The organism is Streptomyces sp. NPDC058371, from assembly GCF_042723265.1.
GTDB lineage: Bacteria > Actinomycetota > Actinomycetes > Streptomycetales > Streptomycetaceae > Streptomyces.
The window spans coordinates 960,498-985,473 of sequence record NZ_JBHXJC010000001.1 but is presented as its reverse complement, the minus strand read 5'-3'; the positions used below and the strand labels follow the sequence as shown (position 1 = coordinate 985,473).

The window sequence follows — 24,976 nt, the reverse complement described above, 5'->3', positions numbered from 1 at the left end:
TCAGGTCCGGATCGTGCGGGCGATGTCCAGCGTGAGGCGCTGCCAGGGGTCCCGGGGGTCGCGGCCCGTCAGGTCGTGGATGCGGCGCAGGCGGTAGCGCAGGGACTGCGGGTGCAGGTGCAGCTCGCGTGCGGCGGCGTTCGCGGAGCCGGTGTCGATGTAGGCGGTGAGGGCTTCGAGCAGGTGGCGTTGGCCGGGGCCGGCCAGCGGGCCGAGGACGAGCCGGCCGATGTGGTCGGGGGCGGCGGCGGGGTGTCCGGCCAGCAGCGCGAGGACGTGGGCGTCGGCGTCGGTGAGCAGCCGGCCGGGGCGGTGGGCGTGCGCGGGCGCCGTGTCGAGGGCGTCGGCGGCGAGGCGGTGGGCGACGGCGACCCGGTCGAGGCTCTCGTCCGAGATGGCGCAGCCCCGCCACGACTGCCCGCCCAGCACGGAACCGGCGCCCGCCGCGGCGGCGGCCGGCAGCAGCAGAACGGCGCGTGAGCCCCGTACCGTCGCCAGCGAGGTGGTGTCGCCGCCCGGGGCGGTCAGCGCGTCGAGCAGTCCGGCCGCCGCGTCGTGCGACATGTCGACACCGTCCGGGGTGACCGGCTCTGCGATCAACAGGCAGTAGGGATCGGGGAGTTGGACGCCCAGCCGGGCGGCGCGGTCGGTGAGCGCGCCGACCGAGGCGTGCCGTCCCGCGATCAGGTCGTCGAGCAGCAGCCGCAGCGCCCGGTCACGGTCCCCGGCGAGATCCTCGCTGGTGGTGGCGTAGGCCGCGGCCATCTCCTCGGAGAGGGTGTCGAGCGTGCTCAGCAGCATCCGTGCCAGCGCGAAGGCGTCCGCGGCGGCCAGTCGCGGCGCGCGGGCCGCGATCTCGTCCGTGAGGACGGTCGCCGCCACCCGGTAGGCGCGCAGCACCGCCTGTACGGGACGGCCGTCCGCCGCGCGAGCCGCCGCGATGCCCCGGAACCGCCGGAGGTCCGAGGGTTCGAGAGCGCCGTCGGTGGCCCACAGGTGCAGCAGCCGGTCCAGTCCCCAGGCTGCGATGGCCCGTACCTCGGGCAGTCTGCGGTCGTCGAGGGCGGCGTAGACGGGCACCTGCTCGTGCACCGCCGCGACGACCGCCTCCACGATGCCCGGGTCGGCGGCCATCTCCTGCCGGACGCGCTCCCTGGCGTCCGAGGGCTTCCTGACGGACTTGCTTGTCACAGAGTGATAGTCCCAGCTGCGCGATGTGCGCACCACAGTGGACTGGCCTTGTCACACTCGCCAGGATCAACGGTGTACAGCGCGATCTCAGGGACGAGAGGCGGGACGTACGGATGACGAGGCACTGGGCCGATTTCCAGTACGAGATCTATCTGAACGGCATGACGGGCGCCGTACCACGGCTGCCCACCGATCTGACGCGGCTGGAGGAGCTCACCGAGCAGCGGCTCGGGCCGGGTCCGGTCGGCTATGTGGCGGGCAGCGCGGGCAACGGCAGCACCGCACGCGCCAATCGCGCGGCGCTGGAGCGGCGCAGGATCGTGCCCCGCATGCTGCGCGACGTGCACGAACGGGATCTGTCCGTCGAGGTGTTGGGCCGGTCCCTGCCCGCGCCGCTGGCGCTCGCGCCGGTGGGTGTGCTGTCGATCATGCATCCGGACGCCGAGTCCGCCGCCGCGCGGGCCGCCGCGGCGCAGGGCGTGCCGTACATCCTGTCGTCGGCCTCCAGCACCCCGCTGGAGCAGGTCGCGGAGGTGATGGGCGACGCGGAGCGCTGGTTCCAGTTGTACTGGGCGAAGGACCGGGAGGTCACCCGGAGCTTCCTGAACCGGGCGAAGGCGGCCGGCTTCAGCACCCTGCTCGTCACCCTGGACACCCCGCTCCTCGCCTGGCGGCCACGCGACCTCGACCAGGCGTTTCTGCCCTTCCTGCACGGCGTGGGCACCGCCAACTACTTCACCGACCCGGCGTTCCAGGCGGGTCTGGCCAAGCCGGTGCACGAGGACCCGAACGCGGCGGTGATGCACTTCGTGAGCATGTTCGCGGATCCGGGCAAGACCTGGCCCGACCTGGAGTTCCTGCGGGAGAACTGGGAGGGGCCGATCGTCCTCAAGGGGATCCTGCATCCGGACGACGCCCGCCGCGCCGCCGGCGCCGGGATGGACGGTGTCGTCGTCTCCAACCACGGCGGCCGTCAGGTGGCGGGTTCCGTCGCCGCGGCGGACGCGCTGCCCCGCGTGGCCGAGGCGGCCGGCGACCGGCTGACCGTCCTGTTCGACAGCGGCATCCGCACCGGCGACGACATCTTCAAGGCCCTGGCCCTCGGTGCGAAGACGGTCCTCGTCGGACGCCCGTACGCGTACGGGCTCGGCCTCGACGGACAGGCCGGCGTCGAGCACGTGATCCGTTGTCTGCTCGCCGAGTTCGACCTCACCCTCGCGCTGTCCGGACACGCCCGCCCCGGCACGCTCAGCCCCGACGACCTGATCGAGGAAACCGCATGACCACCGCGCCGAGCTCCGCCGAGCACACCGAGAAGAACGTCCTCGCCGTCGTGTCGCCGCACGTCGGCGGCCGTACGGCGGGCGCCGGGCTCGCCACCCTCTTCCCCGGGCAGGCCCGCGTGACCGTCGTCGAGGCGGCCGACGAGGATCCGGTCGCCCTGCGCGAGGCGCACGTCATCATCACCGGGCTGAGCCCAGTCACCGCCGAACACCTCGCCGCCGCGCCCGGCCTGGAGCTGGTCCAGTGCGCGAGTCACGGCTTCGACTACGTCGATCTGGAGGCGGCGCGCGCCCGGAGTGTCCCGGTCTGCAACATCGGCTCCAGCGGCGCCGAGAAGCAGAACGTGGCCGAGCAGACCTTCGCCCTGATGCTCGCGCTGGCCAAGCAACTGGTGCCGGCCCACACCGCGCTGACCAAAGCGGACTGGGCGCTGCCGCGACTCCAGCAGTCCATCACCGAGCTGTCCGGCAAGACGCTCGGCATCGTCGGGCTCGGCCACATCGGCGAGGAGGTCGCCCGGCGCGCGGTCGCCTTCGACATGGCCATCGTGTACGCGGGCCCGAAACCCCTGAGCGCGGAGGCCGAGGCCCAACTCGGCGGCGCCCGCCACGTCGAACTCGACGAACTCCTGCGCACGTCCGACTACGTCACCCTGCACGCGCCGCTCACCGACGCCACCCGGCATCTGCTCGACGCGCGGCGGCTCGCGCTCCTCAAGCCCACCGCGTTCGTCGTCAACACCGCGCGCGGCGCCCTGATCGACCAGGACGCCCTGGCGGACGCGCTGGAGGCCGGGGGCCTGGCCGGTGCCGGTATCGACGTCTTCGACCCCGAACCGCCCACCGCGGCGCTGCGACTGCTCAGGGCCCCGAACGTGGTGCTGTCGCCGCACGTCGCGGGCGTCACGCGCGAAACCCTGGTGCGCATCGCACTGGCCGCCGTCCAGAACGTCGCGGACTTCGTCGAGGGCAAGCCGCCGCGGGACGTGGTGTCGTGACACGGCGCACCGTGCGGGCCCGGTTTCTCAGGGGCCCGCACGGTGCGCGGCGGTCCGGCGTCGGCACGTCACTGTGACGCCTGGTGCCGGACAGTCCTTAGAGGCCGATGCCCGTCAGCACGTCCGACAGGGGGGCGGGCAGGGGCAGCGGCAGGGCGGGCGCGGGCTTCGTGTCGTGGTCGACGGTCACGGCACGGGGCTCGTTGTGGGTCCCCGACGGAGCGGGCTCCGGATCCGGTCGCGACGGGGCCGTCCGCTCCTCGTCCGGTTCCTCGGGCGCGCCGGCGGTGGGCGGCGGATCGCTGGCGGGCTGCGTCGACGGCGTGGCCGTACCCGCGATGGACAGCGAATCGGGGGCCGCCGACGGGGCGTCGGTCGCCCAGCGCTGGTCGTCGGAGCCGCTGCGGTTCTTGGAGACGACGTCCGCGTTCGGGTCCTTGGAGGCCGGCGCGACGGCGAGCTCCTCCTTCCAGCGGGGCAGCAACTCGCCCCGCACGGTGAGGTCGTAGCGCACGTCGTCCGCGCGCTTGGCGCTCGCGGAGACGCAGTGGCCAAGGACGGCGATGCCGGACGCGTCGGCGTGGGAGTCCAGGCACAGTCCGGGATCGGCGACGCTGCGCAGCAGGCCGTCCTCCTCGTACGACCACTGCTGGGTCCAGGCGGACGAGCACACCGCCAGTTTGGCCCCGGCTCCCGACTTGGGCTCGGCACCCCTTATGTCGAGGCAGAGGTCGGCGGCGACATTGCGCAGCCGCGTCTGCTGGGGGGCCGTGGAGTCCCCGGCCGAGCCGGGCGGCGAGGTCGCGCCGGGCGGGTTGGAGACCCCCGGGGCCGGCGAGGCCGCCGTACGGCTGCCGGTCGCGCTGGTGGAGGCGGCGGGGCCGGCGGGACCGTCGTCGTCCGACCAGAGGCTGGTGGTGAGCACGGTCGCGAGCACGGCGGCCGAGGCGAGGCCGGCTCCGGTGATGAGCACCTTGGCGTGGTTGTTCTGTCCGTGCCGGCTCCGGCGGCCCTGGGTGGGGAGATGGGACAGGAGGCGGTGGCGCCCGCCGCTTCCCTCGCCGGTCGCCGTACGGCCGTCTCCCTCGCCGGTTTCCGTGTGGCCCCCTCCCCCGCCGGCGCCCTCGCGTCCGGCGCCGGCTGCGGAGGTCCGGGCCGCGCCGTGGGCGGCCCCGCGGGCGCGCGCCCCCTGCTGGGCGCGTCCGGGGCGCGATTCCAGATAACGCCGGGCACCCCATCCGAGCACCGCTTCGGCAAGAAGGGTGCCCAACCCGCCCTCGAAATGGCTCAGTTGTTCAGCCGCGAAACGGCAGTAGCGACACTCGAGCAGATGCTGTTGGACATCGGGCAGCAAGGCACCGCCGCGGCGAATCGGAACGTCCAGCAACCGGTTGTAGTAGCGGCATTCCTGACTCGGTGCGAGTTCGTGATGCGCGCGTACACATCCTGCTCGGAATTGTTCATGTGCCTGCTCAAGAGTGACCGACGCGGTGTCGGTATCCATGCCCGACAGACCAGCTGGTACGGATATGTGTTCGGCTTCGACCTCGGTGTGCCACAGCAGGCACTGGGCAAGTGCCGGGAGGCCGAGGAATGCGCGTTCGGAGAGCTTGCGGTTTTCGGCCGTCATCGACTTCGCCGCACGCATCCCACGTCCCCCGGCGGGCTTCCGCACATCCGGCAGAGCGCCGGCTGTCCCGTCGTCGCCGGCCCATGCCCTGACGGTGTCCCGCACGGTCACGAGCAGCCGGGGCCGCAGGGCGGCGCCCGCCCCGCCGCTCGTCAGACCCTCCAGGACCTGGTGGAAGGAGGCGGCGGTGGCCATCGAGGCGGCGGCGGCCGAAGAGGCGAGGCAGATGACCGAGTAGTCGTACGCCGGCTGCCAGTGGCGCGCCATCAGCAGTGCGACGGACCGGGTCGCCTCGCCCTCCGGCCGGCCTCTCAGCTGGGCGGCCAGGCTCTCGTCCGATTCACCGGGAGCCGCCGCGGAGCGAGGCGGATAAGACGGACGTGGGGGGTGGGGGGTGTGCACAGAGCGGTTTCCTTCCAGGGCACAAGGTGGCACTCAGTAGCTTCTGTTGTGCCAAAAGGACCCTCGTTGGTGCGTACCTTTATCGACGAGCGCCGGGAAAGCGGCCGGAGACGAAGACCGCGCGACGGCCGTCCGCCGAGGGCCTTTCGAGCCCACCGACGGCCTGGAATACCGAACGGAGATTCAGACCCGGCCATTGCCCCTGCGCAAGGAAGTTCACCCTCGCACAACACGCCGACGGCCAACAAGGCACTTGAGCAACATACGCATCATGGAAAGAGAGTCGGGCCGGATCGCAACTTGCTTCGCTCGCACCGGTTTTCGACATTTCATGCGCCCCGTGTGAACCGCGCGCACGCTCCGGCGCCCCGCGCACGCTCCCCGCGCACGGAACTTGGTAGTCCACTGGAAGCGGCCCTTCTCGGAGGCCCCGCGCAGGACGGCGGCTCTCCCGCGCGAAACCGGCCGCCGACCCTGATCCTCCCGCCCTCGGTCGGCGGCCCCGAGGGCGGGGTGGCCCGAGGGGCCCATGGACGGTGACGAAGCGGCCCGTCAGGCCCGCCACAGCCCCCTCCTGCGATACCCCGCCTCCCAGAAGAGCCGGTTCAGTACGCGGACCGGCGGCGGCAGCGCACCGAGGAATGAGGCCCGATCGGCGGGCGGGATGCCGTCGACGATCCACGGCACGAAGACGGCGGCCCCGCGCAGCCCCTGGGTCTCACGCATACGCCCCGTGAAAGCGCCCCAGTCCGCCGGCGTCAGCACCTCCTGGATGAGTGGCAGAGCGCTCTTCTCCTCGTGCTCCAGGTGGTCGCCGAGGGCCGCGGCCAGCGCGTGGACGAGTGCGGCGATGTCGGCCGAACCCTGGTGCAGCGCCTGGTCGACAGCGGTGAGCAGCGGGTCGAGACGGGCGTGTTCCGCCTCCATCTCGGCGAGCAGGGCGACGTCTTGCGGCCGGTCCGCGACGGCGCGTTCCACTCGCGGCCAGAGGTCGCTGTCCTCGGCCGTGTGGTGGATGTGCAGCTGCCGCCTGAAGTTGTCCCAGCCGGCGTGGACCGGGGGCGTGTCGGCTGTTCCCCGCGCGGCCGCCTCGGCCAGCCGTTCCAGGTCTCGCCGGAAGGCGTCGTGGGCGGCGTACATGACGGTGAGGTCGATGGTCATGAAGTGGCTTCCTCCAGTTCGGGTTCGTACACGGGAAGGGCGTGCGGGTTCGCGGACGGGCCGCGCTGCCGGCGTACGGCGAGACAGGCGAGCGCGCCGGTCAGCAGCACCGCGGCCGACACCAGGACGGCGGGGCCCATCGCGTCCACGAAGCCGTGGCCGAAGACCTGGCCGCCGAGCTCCCGCATCCGGTCGGCGACATTGCGGGGCACGCCGCTCGGGACACCGCTCGCCTGCCCGCCGTTCACGTCGGGCTCGGCCCGGGCGAAGGCGGCGACGAAGCCGTCGCGATAGGGGGCGGGCAGCTGCCCGGCGCGCTGCTGGGCCTGCTCGGTGAGCGAGGAGGCGAGCCGGGCCTGGAGTACGGCCCCGACGACGGCGCCCGCGAGCACCGAACCGACCTGCCGCAGCGCGTTGTTGACCCCGGACGCCGCTCCGGAGAGCCTGGCCGGCACGTTGCGCATGACCTCCGTGGCCATGGGCGCGAAGGTGCAGCCGGCCCCCAGGCCCGCGAGGAAGAGCGGGAGGGCCACGGCGGTCCAGCTCGCGCCGACGTCGGCCGCGGCCGCGATCCACACCAGGGCCGCCGTCCAGGCGAGCAGCCCGGTCATCAGGATGTACTTGCCGCCGATCCGGTCCGCGAGGATGCCGGCGGGTCCTGCCATCACGAACGAGCCGAGCGCGAGGGGCAGCAGCACCAGTCCCGACTTGAGCGCGCTGAAGCCGAGCACCGACTGCAGATAGACGGTCAGTGGCAGGAACATCCCGATGACGCCGAACGACACCGTGACGCCGACGAAGTTGACGAGGGTGAAGTTGCGGTCCTTGAAGAGGGAGAACGGGACGAGCGGGTCGTGGTTCTGCCGGCCGCGCTCGTGGCCCAGGAAGACCGCGAACAGCAGCGCCGCCGCGCCGAACAGGGCCAGGATCCAGCCGTTCCAGTCGTATCGCTCGCCCTCCGTCAGGGCGAACGCCAGGCAGAACAGCGCACTTGAGGCGAGCAGCACGCCGAAGGTGTCGAAGCGGTGGCGGACCGTGCGCCGCGAGCCGGGGATGAGCGCCACGGCGAGGCCGAGCACGATCACCCCGAGCGGCAGATTGACGAAGAAGATCCACCGCCAGTCGAGGTGGGTGATCAGCGCGCCGCCGATGATCGGGCCGAGGGCTCCGGAGATGCCGGCGACCGCGCCCCAGACCCCCATCGCGACGCCTCGGCGGTCGGCCGGGAACACCTCGGCGATGATCGACAGGGTCTGCGGCATGAGCAGCGCCGCGCCGAGTCCCTGGACCGCGCGGAACGCGATCAGCTGGACCGGGTCCTGTGCGAGGCCGCAGGCCAGGCTGGCCAGGGTGAACAGCGTGACGCCCGCGATGAACAGCGTGCGTTTGCCGCGCAGATCGCCGAGCCGGCCGGCCGTGATCAGCAGGACGGCCAGGGCGAGGGTGTAGGCGTTGACGATCCACAGGATCTCGTCGAGGGAGGCATCCAGGTCCTGGCCCATGTCGGGGATCGCGATGTTCACGATCGTCAGGTCGAGGAGCGTCATGAAGAACCCCAGCGACAGGGTGAGGAGGATCGCCCAGGGGTTGCCGTGCCATTTTCTGAACACGATGTCTGTCTCCTTGCGTCGGACTCGCGTTCAAGAGGGCGGCCGCCACGGCCGGTGTGACGCCCGGATCACCGCATGAGACGTACGTCACTTTCCGCCGCGGGATGTCACGTTCCGGGCCCTCCCGGCCCTCGCATGGGTGAGCGCACCAAGGGAGGCAAGGCATGTCCGAAAGCCCCGCGACCGGGACCGAGGGCGCGACGCAGGTGTTCGTCGGCCACCGCGAGCTGCTGTTCGCGATCGTCTACAACATGCTGGGCAGCGTCGCGGACACCGACGACGTGTTGCAGGACACCTGGTTGTCGTGGACGGGCCGGGCGACCCGGTCGCCGCTGGAGGAGATCGGCAACCCGCGCGCCTATCTCGTACGCATCGCCGTCAACCACGCGCTGGCCCGGCGCGCCGCCGTCACCCGGCGCCGCGAGACGTATGTGGGGCCGTGGCTGCCGGAACCCCTGCTCGACGAGCCCGTCTCCGACGACTCGGCGGACCGCACGCTGCGCGCCGAGTCGGTGTCGCTGGCGATGCTCGTCGTCCTGGAGTCGCTGACCCCGCTGGAGCGGGCGGTGTTCGTGCTGAACGAGGTGTTCGGCTATGCCCACACCGAGATCGCGGACGTCATCGACCGCAGCCCGTCGGCCGTACGCCAGCTCGCGCACCGGGCGCGGGCCCACGTCCACGCCCGCCGTCCGCTCTACCGCGCGCATCCACGCGTCCGGCAAGCAGCGACCGAGCGTTTCGTGGCGGCGGCGCTCGGCGGTGACATCGCCGCCCTGATGGAGATCCTCGCGCCGGACGTCACGGTGTGGACGGACGCGGGCGCCACCGCGGGACTGCGGCCGGTGCACGGCCGGGACAAGGCCGCCCGGATGCTCGCCGGTTACGCCACGCGCCGCGGAGCACACCTCGACATCCGCTACCGGAGGGTCAACGGGGACGACTCCGCGGTGGTGTTCGAGGGCGCGTCGCCGTACGCGGTCATGGTCATGGACCTCACACCGGAGGGCGATCGGGTCTCCGACGTCTACATCGTCACGAACCCCGAGAAGCTCACGCACGTACGCCGTGACGAGGAGTGCGGAGCCGAGGGCGGGCCGGCGGAGGGAGCGGGCGCATGACAGCCGCCGAGCGACGACCGGCCGCCGCGCGGCAGGGTGCCGGGCGCCCGCCCGAGGAGGGGTCCTCCGGCCGGCGCGTGGCCGACTGGTTCGACGGACGCGTCGGCCTGCACAGCCTCGGCCGGCGGTACCTCCGCAAGGTCTTCCCGGACCACTGGTCCTTCCTGCTGGGCGAGATCTGCCTCTACAGCTTCGTCGTACTGATCCTGACGGGCGTCTATCTGACGCTGTTCTTCCGTCCGTCGATGAACGAGGTGGTCTATCACGGCAGTTACGTCCCGCTGAACGGCGTCCGCATGTCCGACGCGTACGCCTCGACACTGGACATCAGCTTCGAGGTGCGCGGCGGGCTGCTGATCCGCCAGATCCACCACTGGGCGGCACTGATCTTCCTCGCCGCGATGCTGACGCACATGATGCGGCACTTCTTCACGGGCTCGTTCCGCCGGCCCCGGGAGGTGAACTGGCTGTTCGGCTGGGCGCTGCTGCTGCTCGGCATGTTCGAGGGGCTCTTCGGCTACTCGCTGCCGGACGATCTGCTGTCCGGGACCGGTCTGCGCTTCGTGCACGGGGCGCTGCTGTCGGTGCCGGTCGTCGGAACGTATCTGGCGATGTTCCTGTTCGGCGGGGAGTTTCCCGGGCACGACATCGTGGCCCGCTTCTACTCGCTCCACGTGCTGCTGATTCCGGGGATCATGGCGGCCCTCGTCGTCGCCCATCTGATCCTGGTCGTGTACCACAAGCACACGCAGTTCGCGGGGCCCGGAAAGACCGAACGCAACGTCGTGGGCACGCCGTTCATGCCGGTCTATCTGGCGAAGGCGGGCGGTTTCTTCTTCCTGGTGTTCGGCGTGCTCGCGCTCGTGGCGGCGGTCGCGACCGTCAACCCGGTCTGGGTGTACGGCCCTTACCGCCCCGACCAGGTCTCCACGGGCGCCCAGCCCGACTGGTATCTCGGCTTCGCGGAGGGTCTGGTCCGCGTCATGCCCGGCTGGGAGATCGATCTGTGGGGCCACACACTCGTCCTGGGTGTGCTCGTCCCCATCGTCGTCTTCCCGCTGCTCCTCGTCCTCATCGGCGTCTATCCGTTCGTCGAGTCCTGGGTCACGCGCGACCAGGGCGAACACCACCTGCTCGACCGCCCGCGCAACCGGCCGGTCCGCACCTCCCTGGGGACGGCATGGCTCAGCGTGTACCTGATCCTGCTGCTGGGCGGCGGCAACGACATCGTGGCCACGCGCTTCCATCTGTCGCTCGACGTCGTCACCTGGACGGTGCGGATCGGCCTCCTCGTGGTGCCCGCCGCCGTCTTCGTCGTCACCCGGCGGATCTGCCTCGGGCTCCAGCACCGGGACCGTGAGCTGGTGGCGCACGGCAGGGCGACCGGCGTCATCAGGCGACTGCCGCACGGTGAGTACGTCGAGGTGCACACCCCGCTCGGTCCGGCCGAGCTGCACACGCTCACCGAGCACCAGCGACGGCTGCCCCTGACCGGCGGGGACCTCGGTTCGCCGGGCGCACGCCACGCCGTCGGCGACGCCCGGGTGCCGGCCGCTCCCGACCAGGCGGGGCCGTGAGGCCGGTGGCGGGCAGCGCCGTAAGGCAGAGCTCGTAAATGATCACAACTGATCGTGGACCGGCAGGTTCTGATGGGAAGAGGCCTGCGGCCGCCGGGGGTCCCGCCAATCCCCTCCGCCCCACGCCTCACATCGGCCTGATCCAGGGGGCGCCGGTGAACTCACCGGGCGGCCGCCGCCCGTCCGGTGAGCCGTCCTCCGGGTGCGGAACCGCGCCACGGACTAGGCTGGAACACGAGTGACGCGCCTGTTCACTGTGAGTGTGCGCAAGGGAGTGGCGACGATGGGCCCGGTGGTTCCCGACGAGGACGCCACGGCACGGGCTGTCATCGATGAGCACGGCATCCTGCGCCAGTGGGACGAGGGCGCTCGCCTGCTGCTGGGCCACGCACCGGCGGACGTGGAGGGCCGGCCCGCCGCCGGGCTGCTGGCCCCCGGGACCGTGCTCACCCCGCCCGCACCGGGCGAGGACCGCTGGAGCGGCACCCTCGGTCTGCTCCACCGCGACGGGCGCACCCTGTCCGTGCCGCTGCTTGCCCACCGCGGCCGCCCGGATCGCGACGGCCGCCGTGACTGGCTGGTGCTCAGCCCGCCGGCGGGCGGGGCCCGCCGCCCCGAGGACGACTTCCTCACGTCGGCGGCCCTGATCCAGTCCCCCTGCCCGACGGCCGTCTTCGACGAGCGGCTGCGGCTGCGCGCGGTGAACGAGCTGATGACCGAGGTGATCGGGCTCCCCGAGGAGCGCGTCCGCGGTCTGCGGATGTCCGAGATCGGCGGCAAACCCGAGAGCGTGGAGCTGGAGCAGCAGCTGTACGACGTGTTCACGTCGGGCGTCCGGCGCGATGTGGAGACGTATCTGCGCACCGGCGGTGAGCAGCACGCGCACGCCTGGCTGGCGCGCGTCGCCCCGCTGACCGACGCCGCGGGCCGGGTGCGCGGGGTGTGCGTCACCGCGCACGACTTCACCGACCAGTACCGGGCGCGGGAACGGCTGCAACTGGTCAACGAGGCGAGCGTGCGCATCGGCAGCACGCTCGACGTGACGCGGACGGCCCAGGAGCTGGCGGACGTCTGTGTCCCCGCGTTCGCCGACTTCGTCAGCGTCGACCTGCTGGAACCGGCGGACAGTTCGGGCGATCCCGCCCCGGGGCCGATCACCGCTCCTGTCACGCTCCGCCGCGTCGCCCATCAGTCGGTCCACCCCGGCTCCCCGGAAGCGGTGGTCAAACCCGGTCACGTGGACGTCTATCCCGCCTCCTCACCGCAGGCGGACTCCCTGCTGGCGGGACGGACCATCGTGGTCCCGGACGAGACCGCCACCCTCGAGGAATGGCTTTCGTGGGACAGGCTGCGCGGCGAACGGGTCGCGGAGTACGGCATCCACGCCTCGATGTCGGTGCCCATCCAGGCCCGGGGAGCGACCCTGGGCGTCGCCGTCCTCAGCCGGTCCCGGCGGCCCGACCCGTTCACGCCCGACGACGTCCTGCTGGCCGAGGAGGTGACGGCGCGGGCCGGCGTGTGCATCGACAACGCCCGCCGGTTCTCCCGCGAGCGCGAGACGGCACTGGCCCTGCAGCGCAGCCTGCTGCCCCGGTCGCTGCCCCGGACCGCCGCCGTGCAGGCGGCCTCGCGCTATCTGCCCGCGGCCCGCGCCGGGGTGGGCGGCGACTGGTTCGACGTCATCCCGCTCTCCGGTATGCGGGTCGCCATGGTCGTCGGCGACGTCGTCGGCCATGGGATCCAGGCCTCCGCGACCATGGGGCGGCTGCGCACGGCGGTGCGGACCCTCGCCGACATCGACCTGGCGCCGGAGGAGCTGCTGACGCACCTCGACGACCTCGTCGTACGGCTGTCGGCGGAGGCCGGGAGCGACGGCACCACCGGCGAGGTCGGCGCCACCTGTCTGTATGCCGTGTACGACCCGGTGTCCCGCCGCTGCACGGTCGCCCGGGCCGGTCACCCACCGCCGGTCCTGCTCCCGCCGGGCGGCCCGCCCCGGCACATCGCCGTGCCCGCGGGACCGCCGCTGGGCCTCGGTGGGATGCCCTTCGAGTCCGCCGAACTCGACCTGCCCGAGGGCAGCGTGCTCACCCTCTACACGGACGGCCTGGTCGAGAGCCGCGAGCGGGACCTGGACGCCAGCCACCGGTTGCTCTGCCAGGTGCTGGAGCGCTATTCGGGCTCGCTGGACGAGACCTGCCACGAGATCCTCCAGACCCTCCTGCCGCCGGGTGGCGTCTCGGACGACGTGGCCCTGCTCCTCGCCCGCACCTACGAACTGCCCTCTTCCCAGGTGGTGGTCTGGGACGTCCCCGCCGACCCGTCCCGCGTCGCTCCCCTGCGCAAGCGCGCCGTCGAGCAACTGGATGCCTGGGGCCTGAGCGAGGCCGGGTTCACGACCGAGCTGGTGGTCAGCGAACTCGTCACCAACGCCATCCGGTACGGCGAGCACCCGATCCGGCTGCGTCTCATCCACGACGACACCACCCTCATCTGCGAGGTCTCGGACAGCAGCCACACCGCTCCGCATCTGCGGCGGGCCAAGACCTTCGACGAGGGCGGCCGCGGTCTGCTGCTGGTCGCCCAGCTCACCCAGCGCTGGGGCAGCCGGCACACGGCCGAGGGCAAGACCATCTGGGCGGAGATCTCACTGCTCGGGGAGTGACCGACCGATGCGACGGGACGTCCTGGTCGTCATCGCTCCCGGCTTCGCCCTGTCGTACGGCGGGGTCCGCAGCGGTCGGTGAGGTGCGGGCTGCTTTCATGAGGGGTCACCGCGAACCGCGTCCGGAGGACCGAACCCTGAACACCCCGCTCGCCGAGGCCCTCTCCGTCATCCTGCTCGTGGCGGTGCTGGTCTGTGCGGTGATCCGCCCCTTCGACTGGCCCGAGGCGGTCGTGGCGGTCCCGGCGGCGGGCATCGCGATCGCGACCGGGGCGATCTCCTGGGACCACGTCGGTGCGGAGAGCGCACATCTGGGGCCGGTCGTCGGATTCCTGGCCGCCGTGCTGGTGCTGGCGCGGTACTGCGACGACGAGGGGCTCTTCCAGGCGTGCGGGGCGTGGATGGCCCGTTGGGCGGCAGGCCGGCCGGGACGGCTGCTGACCGCCGTCTTCGCCCTCGCCTCGGCGATCACGGCGGTGCTCAGCCTGGACGCCACCATCGTGCTGCTCACCCCCGTCGTGTTCGCCACCGCCTCCCGGATGGGCGTCCGCCCCAAGCCCCACGTGTACGCGTGCACGCATCTCTCGAACACGGCGTCGCTGCTGCTGCCGGTCTCGAACCTCACCAACCTCCTCGCGTTCGCCACCAGCGGTCTGAGTTTCACGCGCTTCGCGGCCCTGATGGCGCTGCCCTGGCTGGTCGCCATCGGCGCCGAGTACCTGGTCTTCCGGCGGTTCTTCGCCCGCGACCTGAACGCCGCGGCCCCCGCGCCGGCCACCGGCGCACCCCCCGAAGTCCCCTTGTTCGCGCTGGTCACCGTCGGCTGCACGCTGGCCGGGTTCGTGGTCGCCTCCGCGCTAGGCATCGACCCGGCCTGGTCCGCGCTGGCCGGGGCGACCGTGCTGGCCGCCCGCGCGCTGGTCCGCCGGCGCACCACCCCGCTCGCGGTGCTGCGAGCCACCGCTCCCGCCTTCCTCGCCTTCGTGCTCGCGCTGGGCATCGTCGTGCGGGCCGTCGTCGACAACGGGCTGTCGGACGCCCTCGGCCGGCTGCTCCCGGACGGCACGGGGCTGCTCGCGCTCCTCGGCATCGCCGCACTCGCGGCCGTCCTGGCGAACCTGATCAACAATCTGCCCGCGGTCCTCGTCCTGCTGCCGCTGACCGCGACATCCGGCCCCGGAGCGGTGCTGGCCGTCCTGCTCGGCGTCAACATCGGGCCCAATCTCACCTATGCGGGATCCCTGGCGACGCTGCTGTGGCGGCGTATCGTGCACGAGCACGACCACGGCGTCGATCTCAAGGAGTTCACCCGGCTCGGCCTGATCGCCGTGCCGGCCGCGCTGATCCCGGCCGTGGCGGCACTGTGGCTGGCACTGCGCGTCATCGGAGGCTGAGGGGCATGCGGGTGATCGCCTGGCTGGTGGAGGGGACCTGGCCGGCGTGCGTGGATGCCGTACGCGGCCATGCGCCCCGGGCGGGCGAGGTGGTTCTGCTGCACGTCAGCGAACCCGGCGTGCCGGGCCTGGCACACGGCGCCTTCGCCGGGCTGCTGGGGCGCGGGCACCCGGAACGCGATCCCGGCAACCGCCTCGAAGGCCTCGGTACGGAGTCGGCCGCGCAGCTTCTCGACGCGGCGGCCGAGCGACTGGGCGGTCCCTGCACGCGGCTGGAGCGCACCGGTCGCGCCGAGCGCGAGGTGGTCGCCGCGGCGGACGGTGCCGATCTGCTCGTGCTGGCGCGCGACGGCGACCGTGCCCGTCTCGGCCCGCGCAGTCTCGGCCCCGCGGGACGTTTCGTCGTCGACCACGCGCCCTGTCCGGTGCTCCTGGTCTGGCCCGAATCGGCGCCGGACGTCACGACGCTGCCGCCTCCGCCGCCACCTGCCTAGTACGGATCAGTGCCGGCGATTTCGCCCGCTCAGTACGGCTCGGCTCAGTGCCGGCCGCCTCCGCCGTGCGAACCCGAGCCGCCGCGTCCGTCGCCCGAGCAGTCGACGTAGTCGCACGCGTCCCAGCTCGGATAGCCGGGCGCCGGGGTCGACGGAGTGGCCGTCGGCTGCGGCTCCCTCGTCGTCTCGGGGCTGGTGGCGGTGGGCGAGGGCGTCCGGGTGGGCTGCGAGGTCCGGAGTGCCGGTGCCCTCGACTCGCTGATGACCTGCCAGTTCACCGACTCCATCTGCAACTCGTCCGTCGAGGCGTCGGTCAGCCAGCGCTGCACGTCCGAGTCGTCCGCGCGGGCCTTGAGGACCAGCGCCGCATCCCTGTCCGACGAGACGGGGGTCAGTGCGAGCTCCTGGTTCCACCGCGGCACGAACGTGCCCTGCAGCGTGAAGTCGTAGCGCACGTTCTTCGCGCCGGGCTGCGACTCCCCCGTGCAGGCGCCGAGCAGCACCGAATACCCGAGGTGGGAGTCGAGGCACAGGTCGGGAGCGGCCGCGCTGCGCAGCCGTCCGTCGGTCTCGTACGCCCATTGCTGGTCCGCCGACGCCGAGCACGGCACCAGGACGGCCTCGGCGCCGGTGACCGGCTTCTTCCCGTCCAGGCCGATGCACAGTCCGGAATCGGCATTGCGCAGCCGCCCGCGGAGGGTGCCGTTCGGGTCGCCCTCGGCGGCGCCGACCCAGGTGGGCGACGCGTCGGGCTCCGCGCGCTTGCCCGTCCCGCCCTCGCCGGCCGCGCCCGCGACCCCGTCCCCGTCGCCGGACGACCAAGGAGCGGCCCACAGCGCCAGCGGAACGAAGACGGAGGCGCTCACGGTCAGCACGGCGAGGGCCAGATGGTGACGCCGGTCCCGCAAGCGGCGCTGCGCCCGGCGCGCCGCCGAGCGGGAGCCGGCGCGCGGCGCATCCGCGGGAGGTGCCGGCCGGAGCGCGTCGGTGTCCCCGGGAACCTCTCCGCGCGGTGCGGTGGAAGAGGTCTCCGGGCCGCCCCCGGTCCGAGCGGTGCCCAGGATGCCGGTGCGCCTGCGGGGGTTGCGCAGTGCGCGCGAGCCGCCGCCCCTACCCGCTGCGACCGCCGCGAGGGCTTCCGTGGCACCACTCTCAACCACGGTGGGGGCAAACGCTGCGGCCCCGGCGGAGGCGAACGCTTCAGTCCCGGCGGAGGCGAACGCTTCGGTGCCGGCGCGGGCGAAGGGATCGGTCACGGCAGGGGAAAACACTGCGGTCGCGGCCCGGGCGAAGGGATCGGTCACGGCAGGAGCGAAAGAATCGGTCACGGCAGGAGCGAAAGGATCGGTCGCGGCGGGGGCGAAGGGCTCACCGCCCCTCATGGCGGCCGCCGTGCTGCCCGTCCGCTCGCCTCCCGCCTCCGGCGCCGCCGCCACGTCCGGCGCCCCGCGCCCCGGTCTGGAGTCCAGGTATTCCCACGCACTCCAACCGAGTACCGCCTCGGCCAGCAGCGCGGCCGTCCGCCCGTCCCGGTGGTTCAACTGCTCGGCGGCGTGCCGGCAGTGGCGGCACCCCGCCAGGTGATCATGGAGATCGGGATCGAAAACGTTGTCATCACGACGGAGGGAGACGTCGAGCAACCGGCTGTAGCGGCGGCACTCCTGATCGGGCGCCAGTTCGCGGTGGACGTCCAGGCAACCCGAACGCAGGAACTCCCGCGCCCGCTCCAGCTTCACGGCGGCGTCGTCGGGGTTCAGCCCCAACAGCGCGGCGGGCTCGTCGAGTTGCTCTGCCTCGACGTCCACGTGCCACAGGAGACAGCGGGCGGGGGCGCCGAGCCGCTGGAACGAGCGGGAGACCAGCCGGCGGGTCTCCGAAGGCAGCAGCCGGGCCGCCACACCGTCGCCGTCGCCTTCCCCGGAGGCGGAACGCAGAACGGGGTGCAGCATCTCCCGTCGCTGGTCCGCGGCCCACTCCCCGGCGATGCGCCGTACGGCGACCAGCACTTCGGGCCGCCATGCCGCCGTCGGACCGCTCCCGGTCAGGGCTTCCTCGAAGAGCCTGGTGAACGCGGCCGTGGTGAGCATTCCGGCAGGGTGAGCCCCGTCCGTGCACAGCAGCGCATAGGAGAAGGCGGCTTCCCAGTGCCGGGCGAGCAGTTCCCCGACAGGGTGGTTCGTGGGCCCTTTTCCGGAGTACTTCCTCAGCTCGGCGGCCAGCTGCTGGTCGGTCAGTTCGAGCGAATGGCCGAGTGCGGAGGAATTCGGCGGGGGTGGTGCACTCACGTTCTCTTTCCTCCCAAAGCCCGCGCGGAAATGAGTCCGTACCAGGGATTCCGCGACGGGAGGTTCACAGAAAGTCATACGCGTGCAGGGGGAAACGAAATTGTCCGCACGCCGACAAGCAAGCCACACCTTTGCACAGGTCACCGAACCGGAACAAGGGATCCCGGAACTTTTTGCGCCCCGCTGCGGCCCCTTGAGTTGACAAACGGTCAGTAAGGCGGAGTCGAAAGCCTCATGGTTTCTCGCGACCCCTGACGCAGACCAGCACAAGAGGTACCTGACAGCGCTTTCCCCGCCCGGTCACGGGAGGTGAATCGCCGGATTACGTTCGCGATCTTTCTCCGGTTCTCCAAGAGAATCCGGTGCCGGCGTCAGGCCCGTCCCCGGGGTGGTGATCGCGCCGCGTGGCCGGCTCCGCGTCGGTCGGCCAGCCCTTGACGCGGGCGAGTTCGCACGCTTTGATCCTGGCGTGCCGTGGCGCGACCCGGCACGCAGAGGTGCGCCCAGCCGGTAGCGGACTCGGTCCAAGCCCGGCCACAGTCGCCAGGATCGCGGACGCGTCCGAGGCGGGGTCGTACTCGCGATTGATGGAGCGGACATGCCCGTCAAGCGTGTTGCCCGCGTGGGACTACTCCGGACCGTCGCCGCCGCCCTGGTCGCCCTGGTGACCCTCGCCGGATGCGGATCCGGAGGCACGGGCGAGGCCGGGAAGGCCCGGAAGACCCCGGAGACCGGACCGACCGGACCGACCGGACCGACCGGACCGACCGGACCGACCGACGAGGCCCCGGAGAGCACCAGGACCCCCGAGCACAGCCCGGCCGAGAAGACCCCCTCGCCGCAACCGACGCGCACCGGCGTCCGGCTCCCGCCGCTCCACGCCGGCTTCGACTACCAGATCGGCGGCGCCTACACCCCGCCGGCCGGCGTCCGCATCGTCAGCCGTGACCGTACGGCGTCGCCGGCACCCGGCCTCTACAACGTCTGTTACGTCAACGCGTTCCAGGTCCAGCCAGGCGAGCGGAAGAGCTGGCCGGCCGATCTGCTGCTGCGTGACGCGCACGGCAAGGTCGTCGTGGACCGCGACTGGGGAGAGGCGCTGCTGGACATCGGTACGGCGGCGAAGCGCAAGCGGGTCGCCGCGCGCGTCAACGGGTGGATCGACGGCTGCGCCGCCAAGGGCTTCGACGCGGTCGAGCCGGACAACTACGACAGCTACACCCGCTCCCGGCATCTGCTGACCGCCGACGACGCCACCGCGTTCGTCACCCTCCTCTCCACCCACGCGCACGCCCGGCACCTGGCGATCGCGCAGAAGAACACGGTGGAACTGGCCGGGCTCAGGGCGCGGACCGGGCTCGACTTCGCGGTCGCGGAGGAGTGCGCCGAGTACGGCGAGTGCGGGGCGTACGCGAAGGCGTTCCACGACCGGGTGCTCGTCGTCGAGTACACCGACAGCGGGCTGCGCAAGGCGCGTTCGGGCTTCGGCGATCGGCTGAGCATCGTGCGCCGGGATGTTCTGGTGTCCACGCCGGGCAGTGCGGACTACGTCCGCAGGACCCGCTGACGGGGGCGTGATGACGTACTCGATCCCGCGGCGCGGCCTGCTCGCCGGCGCGGCCGCCGTCCCGCTGCTCGCCGCCTGCGCGGGTGGCGCGTCGGACGGCGTCGGCGCCGACGGCAAGGTGACCGTCGAGCTGTGGCACGGCCAGAACGACACCGGCAAGAAGGCCGTGGAGGCGCTGGTCGCCGAGTTCAACCGGACGCATTCCCGCATCCGCGTCGACAGTACGGGCGGCGGGGTGGTGGCCGACGCGATGCTCCATAAGGTGACGGCCGCGCTCGCCTCGGGCTCGTATCCCGACATCGCCTATGTCTTCGGCTCGGACCTGGCCAGCGTCGCGCGCAGCCCGCGCGTCGTCGATCTGACGTCCGCGCTGCACAAGGGGTCCCCGCCGTGGAGCGCCTTCTGGGCTCCGGTGCGGGAGGCGCTCACCGTCAACGGCAGGGTGCGGGCCGCGCCGGCGGTGCTCGACTCACTGGCCGTCGTCTACAACAGGAAGTTGTTCCGAGAGGCCGGACTGCCCTACCCGCGGGCCGGCTGGTCCTGGGACGAATTCGCCAAAACGGCACGGAAGTTGACCGACGCAGGACGAGGCGTCTTCGGCACCGGCTGGCCCGGCACGGGCGACGAGGACACGGTCTGGCGGCTGTGGCCGATGATCTGGGACCTGGGCGGGGACGTCGTCTCCGCCGACGGCAAGGGCATCGGCTTCGCCGACCAGGGCGTCCGGGCGCTGGAGACCCTGGCCCGGCTGAGCCACGACCGGAGCGTGTACGTCGACCCGAAGCCCGGTGGTGAGCAGATGTACCAGGTCTTCCTCGGCGGCCGGATGGGCATGGTCGCGACCGGACCCTGGCAGCTCCCGGACATCGTCGGCGCGAAGCTCGACTACGACGTCGTAGCGCTGCCGACGTACAGCGGCCGGCCGGTCACCATCTCCGGGCCCGACACCTGGACCGTGTTCGACAACGGGCGGGCCCGTTCCCGCGCGGCCGTCGAGTTCGTCCGCTGGATGGCCCAGCCGGCGCGTGACGCGCGCTGGGACATCTCGGCCGGCAGCCTTCCGCTCACCCAGGCCACCGCCCGGCGCCCGGAATGGCTCCGGCACTCGAAGCGGACCACGGGGCTCGACGTGTTCACGCGCGCGCTGGACTCCGCCCGGGTACGGCCGGTCCACGCGGCGTATCCGCAGATCTCCCAGGCGGTGGGCGAGGCGATCGTCTCCGTGCTGCTCGGTGAGGACTCCCCCGCCCAGGCGCTGCGCCGCTGCGCCGACAAGGCCGACGCGGCCCTGCTGATCCCCCGGTGACCTCGGCGTCCGCCGCGTTCCCCCGTTCCTTCCAGCTGAGGGAGGCCGTCATGTCCACTCTGCCCCGTGCCATCACGCTCGCGCCGGGCGCCGCCGTGATCCCGGCCGCCGCCCGGCGTGCGGCCCGCCGCCGTGCCCGCCGCGAGACGGCCACCGCCTGGGGGTTCATCAGCCCGGCGGTCGTCGTGATCCTCGGCCTGAGCATCGTGCCGGTCGTCTGGTCGCTGCTCCTGTCGTTCCGGGCCGACGACCTGGTCACGCCCGGCCGCTGGGTGGGCCTCGACAACTACCGGGCGCTCGTCCAGGACCCCAACTTCCGTACGGCGGTGGGCAACACACTGCTGTACGCGGCCCTGTACGTGCCGCTCAGTCTGCTCGGCGGGCTTGCGCTCGCCCTGGCGCTCAACCGGCGCATCCGGTTCATCGGCCTCTACCGGACCCTGGTCTTCATTCCGTTCGTGGTGTCGGCGACGGCTCAGGGCGTGCTGTTCTCGTTCATCCTCGACCCGGAGTTCGGGGTCGCCAACTCCCTGCTGCACCAGCTCGGCATCTCACCCCAGGGCTTTCTGGCCGACCCGGACCAGGCGCTCTACCTGCTGGTGCTCATCTCCCTGTGGAGCGGCATCGGCTTCTGCGTCGTCGTCTATCTGGCCGCGCTCCAGGACGTGCCGCCCGAACTCGTCGAGTCCGCGCGGATCGACGGGGCGGGCCGCGGGCGGGTGCTGCGCCACATCGTGCTGCCCACCCTCACGCCGGTCACCGTATTTCTGCTGCTGTGGCAGCTGATCACGGCCCTGCAGATCTTCGACCTGATCTATGTGACAACCAAGGGCGGGCCGCTCGGCTCGACCACGGTCATCGTCTACTTCGTCTGGCAGCAGGCGTTCCAGATGTTCACCGCCGGTTACGGGGCCGCGGCGGCGTACGTCCTCGCGGCGGCCCTGCTGGTGGCGGGCGGCGCCCTGCGGCTGGCCCGGCGCCGTCAGGAACGTACGGAAGGAGCCGTTCGATGAGCACTCCGGTCACCTCACGGAAGGGCGGCGCCTGGCATCTGCTGCTGGCGCCGCTGTCCCTGTGCTTCGCGCTGCCGCTGGTGTGGCTGGTGCTCAGCTCGGTGATGACGAACGCGGAGATCAACCGTTTCCCGCCCGCCCTGTGGCCCAAGGGCGTCGACCTGGGCGGCTACCGGTATGTGCTCGGCAACGCGTTGTTCCCGCGCTGGTTCGCCAACTCCCTCGTCGTCGCCTCGGTCGCCGTGGTGTCGAATCTGCTGTTCGGGGCGCTGGGCGGCTATGCGTTCGCGCGGATGCGGTTCGCCGGGTCGCGGCTGCTGCTCGGGCTGATGCTGGCGACCATGGTGATCCCGTTCCAGCTGACGATGATCCCGACCTTCCTGGTGATGAAGGAACTGGGCCTGATCGACACACTCGGGGCGCTGATCGTGCCGTCGCTGGTCACGCCGTTCGCGGTCTTCCTGTTCCGGCAGTTCTTCCTGTCCCTGCCCAGGGAGATGGAGGAGGCCGCCTGGATCGACGGGTGTTCACGGTTGCGGGTGCTCTTCTCGATCGTGCTGCCGCTGGCCCGGCCCGCGCTGGCCACGGTCGCGGTACTGACGTTCCTGGCCACCTGGAACGACCTGTCGTGGCCGCTCATCGCGATCAACCACGACACCCAGTACACGCTGCAACTGGGACTGACGACCTTCCAGGGCCAGCACCACACGCAGTGGTCGGCGGTGATGGCCGGCAACGTCATCACGGTCCTGCCGGTGCTGGTGGCGTTCCTGCTGGCGCAGAAGACCTTTGTCCAGTCGCTCACTTCGAGCGGGCTGAAGGGATAGCGGTCATGTCCTCCGTCTCCTCCGTATCCTCCACCTCACTCTTCGATCTCGTGGTGATCGGTGATGTGAACCCGGACGTCGTGGTCGGGCCGGTCCCGCGCCCCCTCGCCTTCGGGCAGCGGGAACAGCTCGTCGAACACGCCGGGCTGGTGCTCGGCGGCTCCGCGGCGATCATGGCGTGCGGGGCGGCGCGGCTGGGGCTGCGTGTCGCGTTCGCGGGCCGGGTCGGGGCCGATCCCGCCGGTGCGTTCGTACGCGAGGCGCTGGCGGCCCGGGGCGTCGACGTCGGCTTCCTGGTCACGGACCCCCGACTGGCCACTCCGCTCACGGCAGTGCTCATCGGCGAGGACGGTGACCGGGCGATCCTCACGGCGCCGGGCTGTCTCGCCGCGACGCACGCGCCCGACGTCCCGCGGGAGTTGCTCACCACCACCCGGCATGTGCACGCGGCCTCCTTCTTTCTGATGCCGCGTCTGGCAGCCTCCCTCGGCGAGGTGTTCGCTCGGGCCCGTGCGTCGGGCGCGACGACGTCACTCGACACGAACGACGACCCCTCGGGCCGCTGGGACCGTGAACTCCTCGATCCGGTCCTGAAGGTCACCGACTTCCTGTTGCCCAATGCGGCCGAGGCCCTCGCCCTGGCCGGCGAAACCCAACTCACGTGCGCCGCTGCCTCATTGGCCGGACAGGGACCGCTGGTCGTGGTCAAGGACGGCGGGAACGGTGCCCTCGCCTGCGACGGGGAGCGGACGCTGCACACACCGGCCGTACCCGTCGAGCCGGTCGACACCGTCGGCGCGGGCGACAGCTTCGACGCGGGGTTCGTCGCCGCGACCCTGCGAGGACTGGGCCTGCGCTCCTCACTGGCCTTCGCCGCGGCCTGCGGCTCGCTGTCCACCCGCGGACACGGCGGTACGGCGACACAGCCGACATGGGACGAGGCCGGCGCCGCCTCCCTGCCCACCCCGGACACAGGGAGTCATTCATGAACGACGTCAGGGCCCCGAAGATCACCTTCGTCGGAGCCGGGAGCGTGGTGTTCACCCAGGGGCTGCTGGCCGACCTGTTCACCTTCCCCGAACTCGCGCACGCCCGGATCGCGTTGCACGACATCGACCCCGAGCGTCTCGCGACGGCGGAGGGCGCGGCCCGTCACATCGCCACCGAGCGCGGGGCCAAGCCGACGGTCACCGCGCACCTCGACCGGCGGGCGGCCCTGGCGGACGCCGACTTCGTCATCAACATCATCCAGGTCGGCATGGACCGGGCCACTCGCACCGACTTCGACGTGCCGGCCCGCTACGGCCTGCGCCAGACCATCGGCGACACCCTCGGCATCGGCGGCATCTTCCGCGCCCTGCGCACCTTCCCCGTGCTGCGCGCCCTCGCCGCCGACATGGCGGAACTCTGCCCGGACGCCCTGTTGTTGAACTACACCAACCCCATGGCGATGAACGTCCTCTACCTGAGTCGCATCGCCCCTGCGCTGCGGGTGACCGGCCTGTGCCACTCGGTGTACTGGACGATGCACGACCTCTCCGAGTTGGTCGGAGTTCCGTTCGAGGAGGTGTCGTACCTGGCCGCCGGAGTCAACCACCAGGCCTGGGTGCTGCGCTTCGAGCGCGCCGGGCAGAGCCTGTACCCCTTGCTGGACGACGCGATCGCCGCGGATCCGGGGCTGCTGCGCCGGGTCCGCGTGGACATGTACCGCCGACTGGGCCACTACCCCACCGAGACCAGCGAGCACTCCTCGGAGTACGTGCCCTGGTACCTCCACCACGACAGCGAGATCGACCGCCTGCGCCTGCCGGTGGGGGCCTACCTGGAGATCATCGAGGAGAACGCGGCGAGTTACGAGCGCACCCGCGAAGCCCTGGCCACCGGAGCGGCGCTCCCCGTCGAAGGAACGCTGGAGTACGCCCCGCAGATCATCCACAGCACCCTCACCGGCACCCCGCGCACGATCTACGGCAATGTCCCCAACCGCGGCCTCATCGACAATCTCCCCGCCGACTCGGTGGTCGAAGTGCCCTGCCTGACGGACGCGTTGGGCGTCCAGCCGACCCGCGTCGGGGCACTCCCCCCGCAGTGCGCGGCCCTCAACAGCGCTTACGTCGCGGTCAACGACCTGGTGGTGCGTGCGGCCACCGACGACGAGCCACGGCACATCCGGCACGCCGCCATGGCGGACCCCGCGACGGCCGCCGCCCTGCCGGTCGAACGCATCTGGGACCTGTGCGACGACCTCGTACGAGCGCACGGGGATCTGTTGCAGCCCGCACTGCGGGCGGAGCTGGGGCACTGAGGGGCCCCGGCTCCGCGTGAGCCGGCCGGCACCGGGACGGCCGCGCCACCCTCGCGTCCTCCGGCCGGTCCGGTGAGCACCCCCGTTCGGCGGCACGTTCTCGTCGGACAAGCTTCTTCTCTTCCTGCCCGCAGGTGACCGTCCGGCGTG

General features: G+C 71.9%; 18 protein-coding genes. 13 read left to right on the top strand and 5 right to left on the bottom strand.

Annotation, left to right across the window (positions count from 1 at the left end; all coding sequences use genetic code 11):
• Nucleotides 1-1,191 (bottom strand): PucR family transcriptional regulator, encoded by a 1,191-nt coding sequence (locus ACFWM2_RS04270; protein ID WP_383272807.1) that lies wholly within the window; start codon nucleotides 1,189-1,191, stop codon nucleotides 1-3.
• A 113-nt stretch (nucleotides 1,192-1,304) separates the two neighbouring features.
• On the opposite strand from ACFWM2_RS04270, the gene ACFWM2_RS04265 reads away from it, so the two are divergent.
• Both ACFWM2_RS04265 and ACFWM2_RS04260 read left to right on the top strand, forming a co-directional pair.
• Nucleotides 1,305-2,474, top strand: coding sequence for a lactate 2-monooxygenase (locus ACFWM2_RS04265; RefSeq protein ID WP_383272805.1), 1,170 nt, complete (start codon nucleotides 1,305-1,307; stop codon nucleotides 2,472-2,474).
• Nucleotides 2,471-3,472: a 2-hydroxyacid dehydrogenase gene (locus tag ACFWM2_RS04260; RefSeq protein ID WP_383272803.1), complete on the top strand. Its 1,002-nt coding sequence runs from the start codon at nucleotides 2,471-2,473 to the stop codon at nucleotides 3,470-3,472. The genes ACFWM2_RS04265 and ACFWM2_RS04260 overlap by 4 nt, the downstream gene beginning before the upstream one ends.
• Nucleotides 3,473-3,569: 97 nt before the next feature.
• On the opposite strand, the gene ACFWM2_RS04255 is transcribed toward ACFWM2_RS04260, so the two are convergent.
• From ACFWM2_RS04255 to ACFWM2_RS04245, 3 genes are all read right to left on the bottom strand, one after another.
• Entirely contained in the window at nucleotides 3,570-5,504 is a 1,935-nt protein-coding gene (locus ACFWM2_RS04255) for a ricin-type beta-trefoil lectin domain protein (RefSeq protein ID WP_383272801.1), read from the bottom strand.
• 552 nt (nucleotides 5,505-6,056) lie between these two features.
• Nucleotides 6,057-6,665: a hemerythrin domain-containing protein gene (locus ACFWM2_RS04250; protein WP_383272799.1), complete on the bottom strand. Its 609-nt coding sequence runs from the start codon at nucleotides 6,663-6,665 to the stop codon at nucleotides 6,057-6,059.
• Nucleotides 6,662-8,275: an MFS transporter gene (locus ACFWM2_RS04245; protein WP_383272797.1), complete on the bottom strand. Its 1,614-nt coding sequence runs from the start codon at nucleotides 8,273-8,275 to the stop codon at nucleotides 6,662-6,664. The genes ACFWM2_RS04250 and ACFWM2_RS04245 overlap by 4 nt, the downstream gene beginning before the upstream one ends.
• A gap of 164 nt (nucleotides 8,276-8,439) precedes the next feature.
• Between ACFWM2_RS04245 and ACFWM2_RS04240 the strand changes: the two genes are divergently transcribed.
• The 5 genes from ACFWM2_RS04240 (at nucleotide 8,440) to ACFWM2_RS04220 (ending at nucleotide 15,523) form a co-directional block, all read left to right on the top strand.
• Complete coding sequence (locus ACFWM2_RS04240) at nucleotides 8,440-9,393, top strand: sigma-70 family RNA polymerase sigma factor (RefSeq protein WP_383272795.1); 954 nt, start codon at nucleotides 8,440-8,442, stop codon at nucleotides 9,391-9,393.
• Nucleotides 9,390-10,970 carry a cytochrome bc complex cytochrome b subunit gene (locus tag ACFWM2_RS04235; protein WP_383272793.1) on the top strand — a complete coding sequence of 527 codons (1,581 nt, stop codon included), beginning with the start codon at nucleotides 9,390-9,392 and terminating at the stop codon, nucleotides 10,968-10,970. Before ACFWM2_RS04240 ends, ACFWM2_RS04235 begins: the two co-directional genes overlap by 4 nt.
• Before the next feature lie 283 nt (nucleotides 10,971-11,253).
• Nucleotides 11,254-13,635 (top strand): SpoIIE family protein phosphatase, encoded by a 2,382-nt coding sequence (locus tag ACFWM2_RS04230; protein WP_383274146.1) that lies wholly within the window; start codon nucleotides 11,254-11,256, stop codon nucleotides 13,633-13,635.
• A gap of 98 nt (nucleotides 13,636-13,733) precedes the next feature.
• Nucleotides 13,734-15,029, top strand: coding sequence for an arsenic transporter (locus ACFWM2_RS04225; protein ID WP_383272791.1), 1,296 nt, complete (start codon nucleotides 13,734-13,736; stop codon nucleotides 15,027-15,029).
• Nucleotides 15,030-15,034: 5 nt separating this feature from the next.
• Complete coding sequence (locus tag ACFWM2_RS04220; RefSeq protein ID WP_383272789.1) at nucleotides 15,035-15,523, top strand: universal stress protein; 489 nt, start codon at nucleotides 15,035-15,037, stop codon at nucleotides 15,521-15,523.
• A 44-nt stretch (nucleotides 15,524-15,567) separates the two neighbouring features.
• Here ACFWM2_RS04220 and ACFWM2_RS04215 read toward each other — a convergent pair whose 3' ends face one another.
• Nucleotides 15,568-17,808 carry a ricin-type beta-trefoil lectin domain protein gene (locus ACFWM2_RS04215; RefSeq protein ID WP_383272787.1) on the bottom strand — a complete coding sequence of 747 codons (2,241 nt, stop codon included), beginning with the start codon at nucleotides 17,806-17,808 and terminating at the stop codon, nucleotides 15,568-15,570.
• A gap of 598 nt (nucleotides 17,809-18,406) precedes the next feature.
• Here ACFWM2_RS04215 and ACFWM2_RS04210 point away from each other — a divergent pair.
• Genes ACFWM2_RS04210 through ACFWM2_RS04185 form a run of 6 tightly spaced genes read left to right on the top strand, consistent with a single transcriptional unit; the run spans nucleotide 18,407 to nucleotide 24,826 of the window.
• Nucleotides 18,407-19,375 carry an endo alpha-1,4 polygalactosaminidase gene (locus tag ACFWM2_RS04210; RefSeq protein ID WP_383272785.1) on the top strand — a complete coding sequence of 323 codons (969 nt, stop codon included), beginning with the start codon at nucleotides 18,407-18,409 and terminating at the stop codon, nucleotides 19,373-19,375.
• Between the two features lie 10 nt (nucleotides 19,376-19,385).
• Complete coding sequence (locus tag ACFWM2_RS04205) at nucleotides 19,386-20,681, top strand: ABC transporter substrate-binding protein (protein WP_383272783.1); 1,296 nt, start codon at nucleotides 19,386-19,388, stop codon at nucleotides 20,679-20,681.
• A 50-nt stretch (nucleotides 20,682-20,731) separates the two neighbouring features.
• Nucleotides 20,732-21,694: a carbohydrate ABC transporter permease gene (locus ACFWM2_RS04200; RefSeq protein WP_383272781.1), complete on the top strand. Its 963-nt coding sequence runs from the start codon at nucleotides 20,732-20,734 to the stop codon at nucleotides 21,692-21,694.
• Complete coding sequence (locus ACFWM2_RS04195) at nucleotides 21,691-22,521, top strand: carbohydrate ABC transporter permease (RefSeq protein ID WP_383272779.1); 831 nt, start codon at nucleotides 21,691-21,693, stop codon at nucleotides 22,519-22,521. The genes ACFWM2_RS04200 and ACFWM2_RS04195 overlap by 4 nt, the downstream gene beginning before the upstream one ends.
• Nucleotides 22,522-22,526: 5 nt before the next feature.
• Nucleotides 22,527-23,510 (top strand): carbohydrate kinase family protein, encoded by a 984-nt coding sequence (locus ACFWM2_RS04190; protein ID WP_383272777.1) that lies wholly within the window; start codon nucleotides 22,527-22,529, stop codon nucleotides 23,508-23,510.
• A complete protein-coding gene (locus ACFWM2_RS04185; protein ID WP_383272775.1) occupies nucleotides 23,507-24,826 on the top strand; it encodes an alpha-glucosidase/alpha-galactosidase in 1,320 nt (439 codons plus the stop codon). Before ACFWM2_RS04190 ends, ACFWM2_RS04185 begins: the two co-directional genes overlap by 4 nt.
• Nucleotides 24,827-24,976: the final 150 nt, after the last annotated feature.

Coding starts and splice junctions, on each gene's coding strand:
- ACFWM2_RS04265 (WP_383272805.1), top strand. CDS start 1,305: ATGACGAGGCACTGGGCCGATTTCCAGTACGAGATCTATCTGAACGGC.
- ACFWM2_RS04260 (WP_383272803.1), top strand. CDS start 2,471: ATGACCACCGCGCCGAGCTCCGCCGAGCACACCGAGAAGAACGTCCTC.
- ACFWM2_RS04250 (WP_383272799.1), bottom strand. CDS start 6,665: ATGACCATCGACCTCACCGTCATGTACGCCGCCCACGACGCCTTCCGG.
- ACFWM2_RS04240 (WP_383272795.1), top strand. CDS start 8,440: ATGTCCGAAAGCCCCGCGACCGGGACCGAGGGCGCGACGCAGGTGTTC.
- ACFWM2_RS04235 (WP_383272793.1), top strand. CDS start 9,390: ATGACAGCCGCCGAGCGACGACCGGCCGCCGCGCGGCAGGGTGCCGGG.
- ACFWM2_RS04230 (WP_383274146.1), top strand. CDS start 11,254: ATGGGCCCGGTGGTTCCCGACGAGGACGCCACGGCACGGGCTGTCATC.
- ACFWM2_RS04225 (WP_383272791.1), top strand. CDS start 13,734: ATGAGGGGTCACCGCGAACCGCGTCCGGAGGACCGAACCCTGAACACC.
- ACFWM2_RS04220 (WP_383272789.1), top strand. CDS start 15,035: ATGCGGGTGATCGCCTGGCTGGTGGAGGGGACCTGGCCGGCGTGCGTG.
- ACFWM2_RS04210 (WP_383272785.1), top strand. CDS start 18,407: ATGCCCGTCAAGCGTGTTGCCCGCGTGGGACTACTCCGGACCGTCGCC.
- ACFWM2_RS04205 (WP_383272783.1), top strand. CDS start 19,386: ATGACGTACTCGATCCCGCGGCGCGGCCTGCTCGCCGGCGCGGCCGCC.
- ACFWM2_RS04200 (WP_383272781.1), top strand. CDS start 20,732: ATGTCCACTCTGCCCCGTGCCATCACGCTCGCGCCGGGCGCCGCCGTG.
- ACFWM2_RS04195 (WP_383272779.1), top strand. CDS start 21,691: ATGAGCACTCCGGTCACCTCACGGAAGGGCGGCGCCTGGCATCTGCTG.
- ACFWM2_RS04190 (WP_383272777.1), top strand. CDS start 22,527: ATGTCCTCCGTCTCCTCCGTATCCTCCACCTCACTCTTCGATCTCGTG.
- ACFWM2_RS04185 (WP_383272775.1), top strand. CDS start 23,507: ATGAACGACGTCAGGGCCCCGAAGATCACCTTCGTCGGAGCCGGGAGC.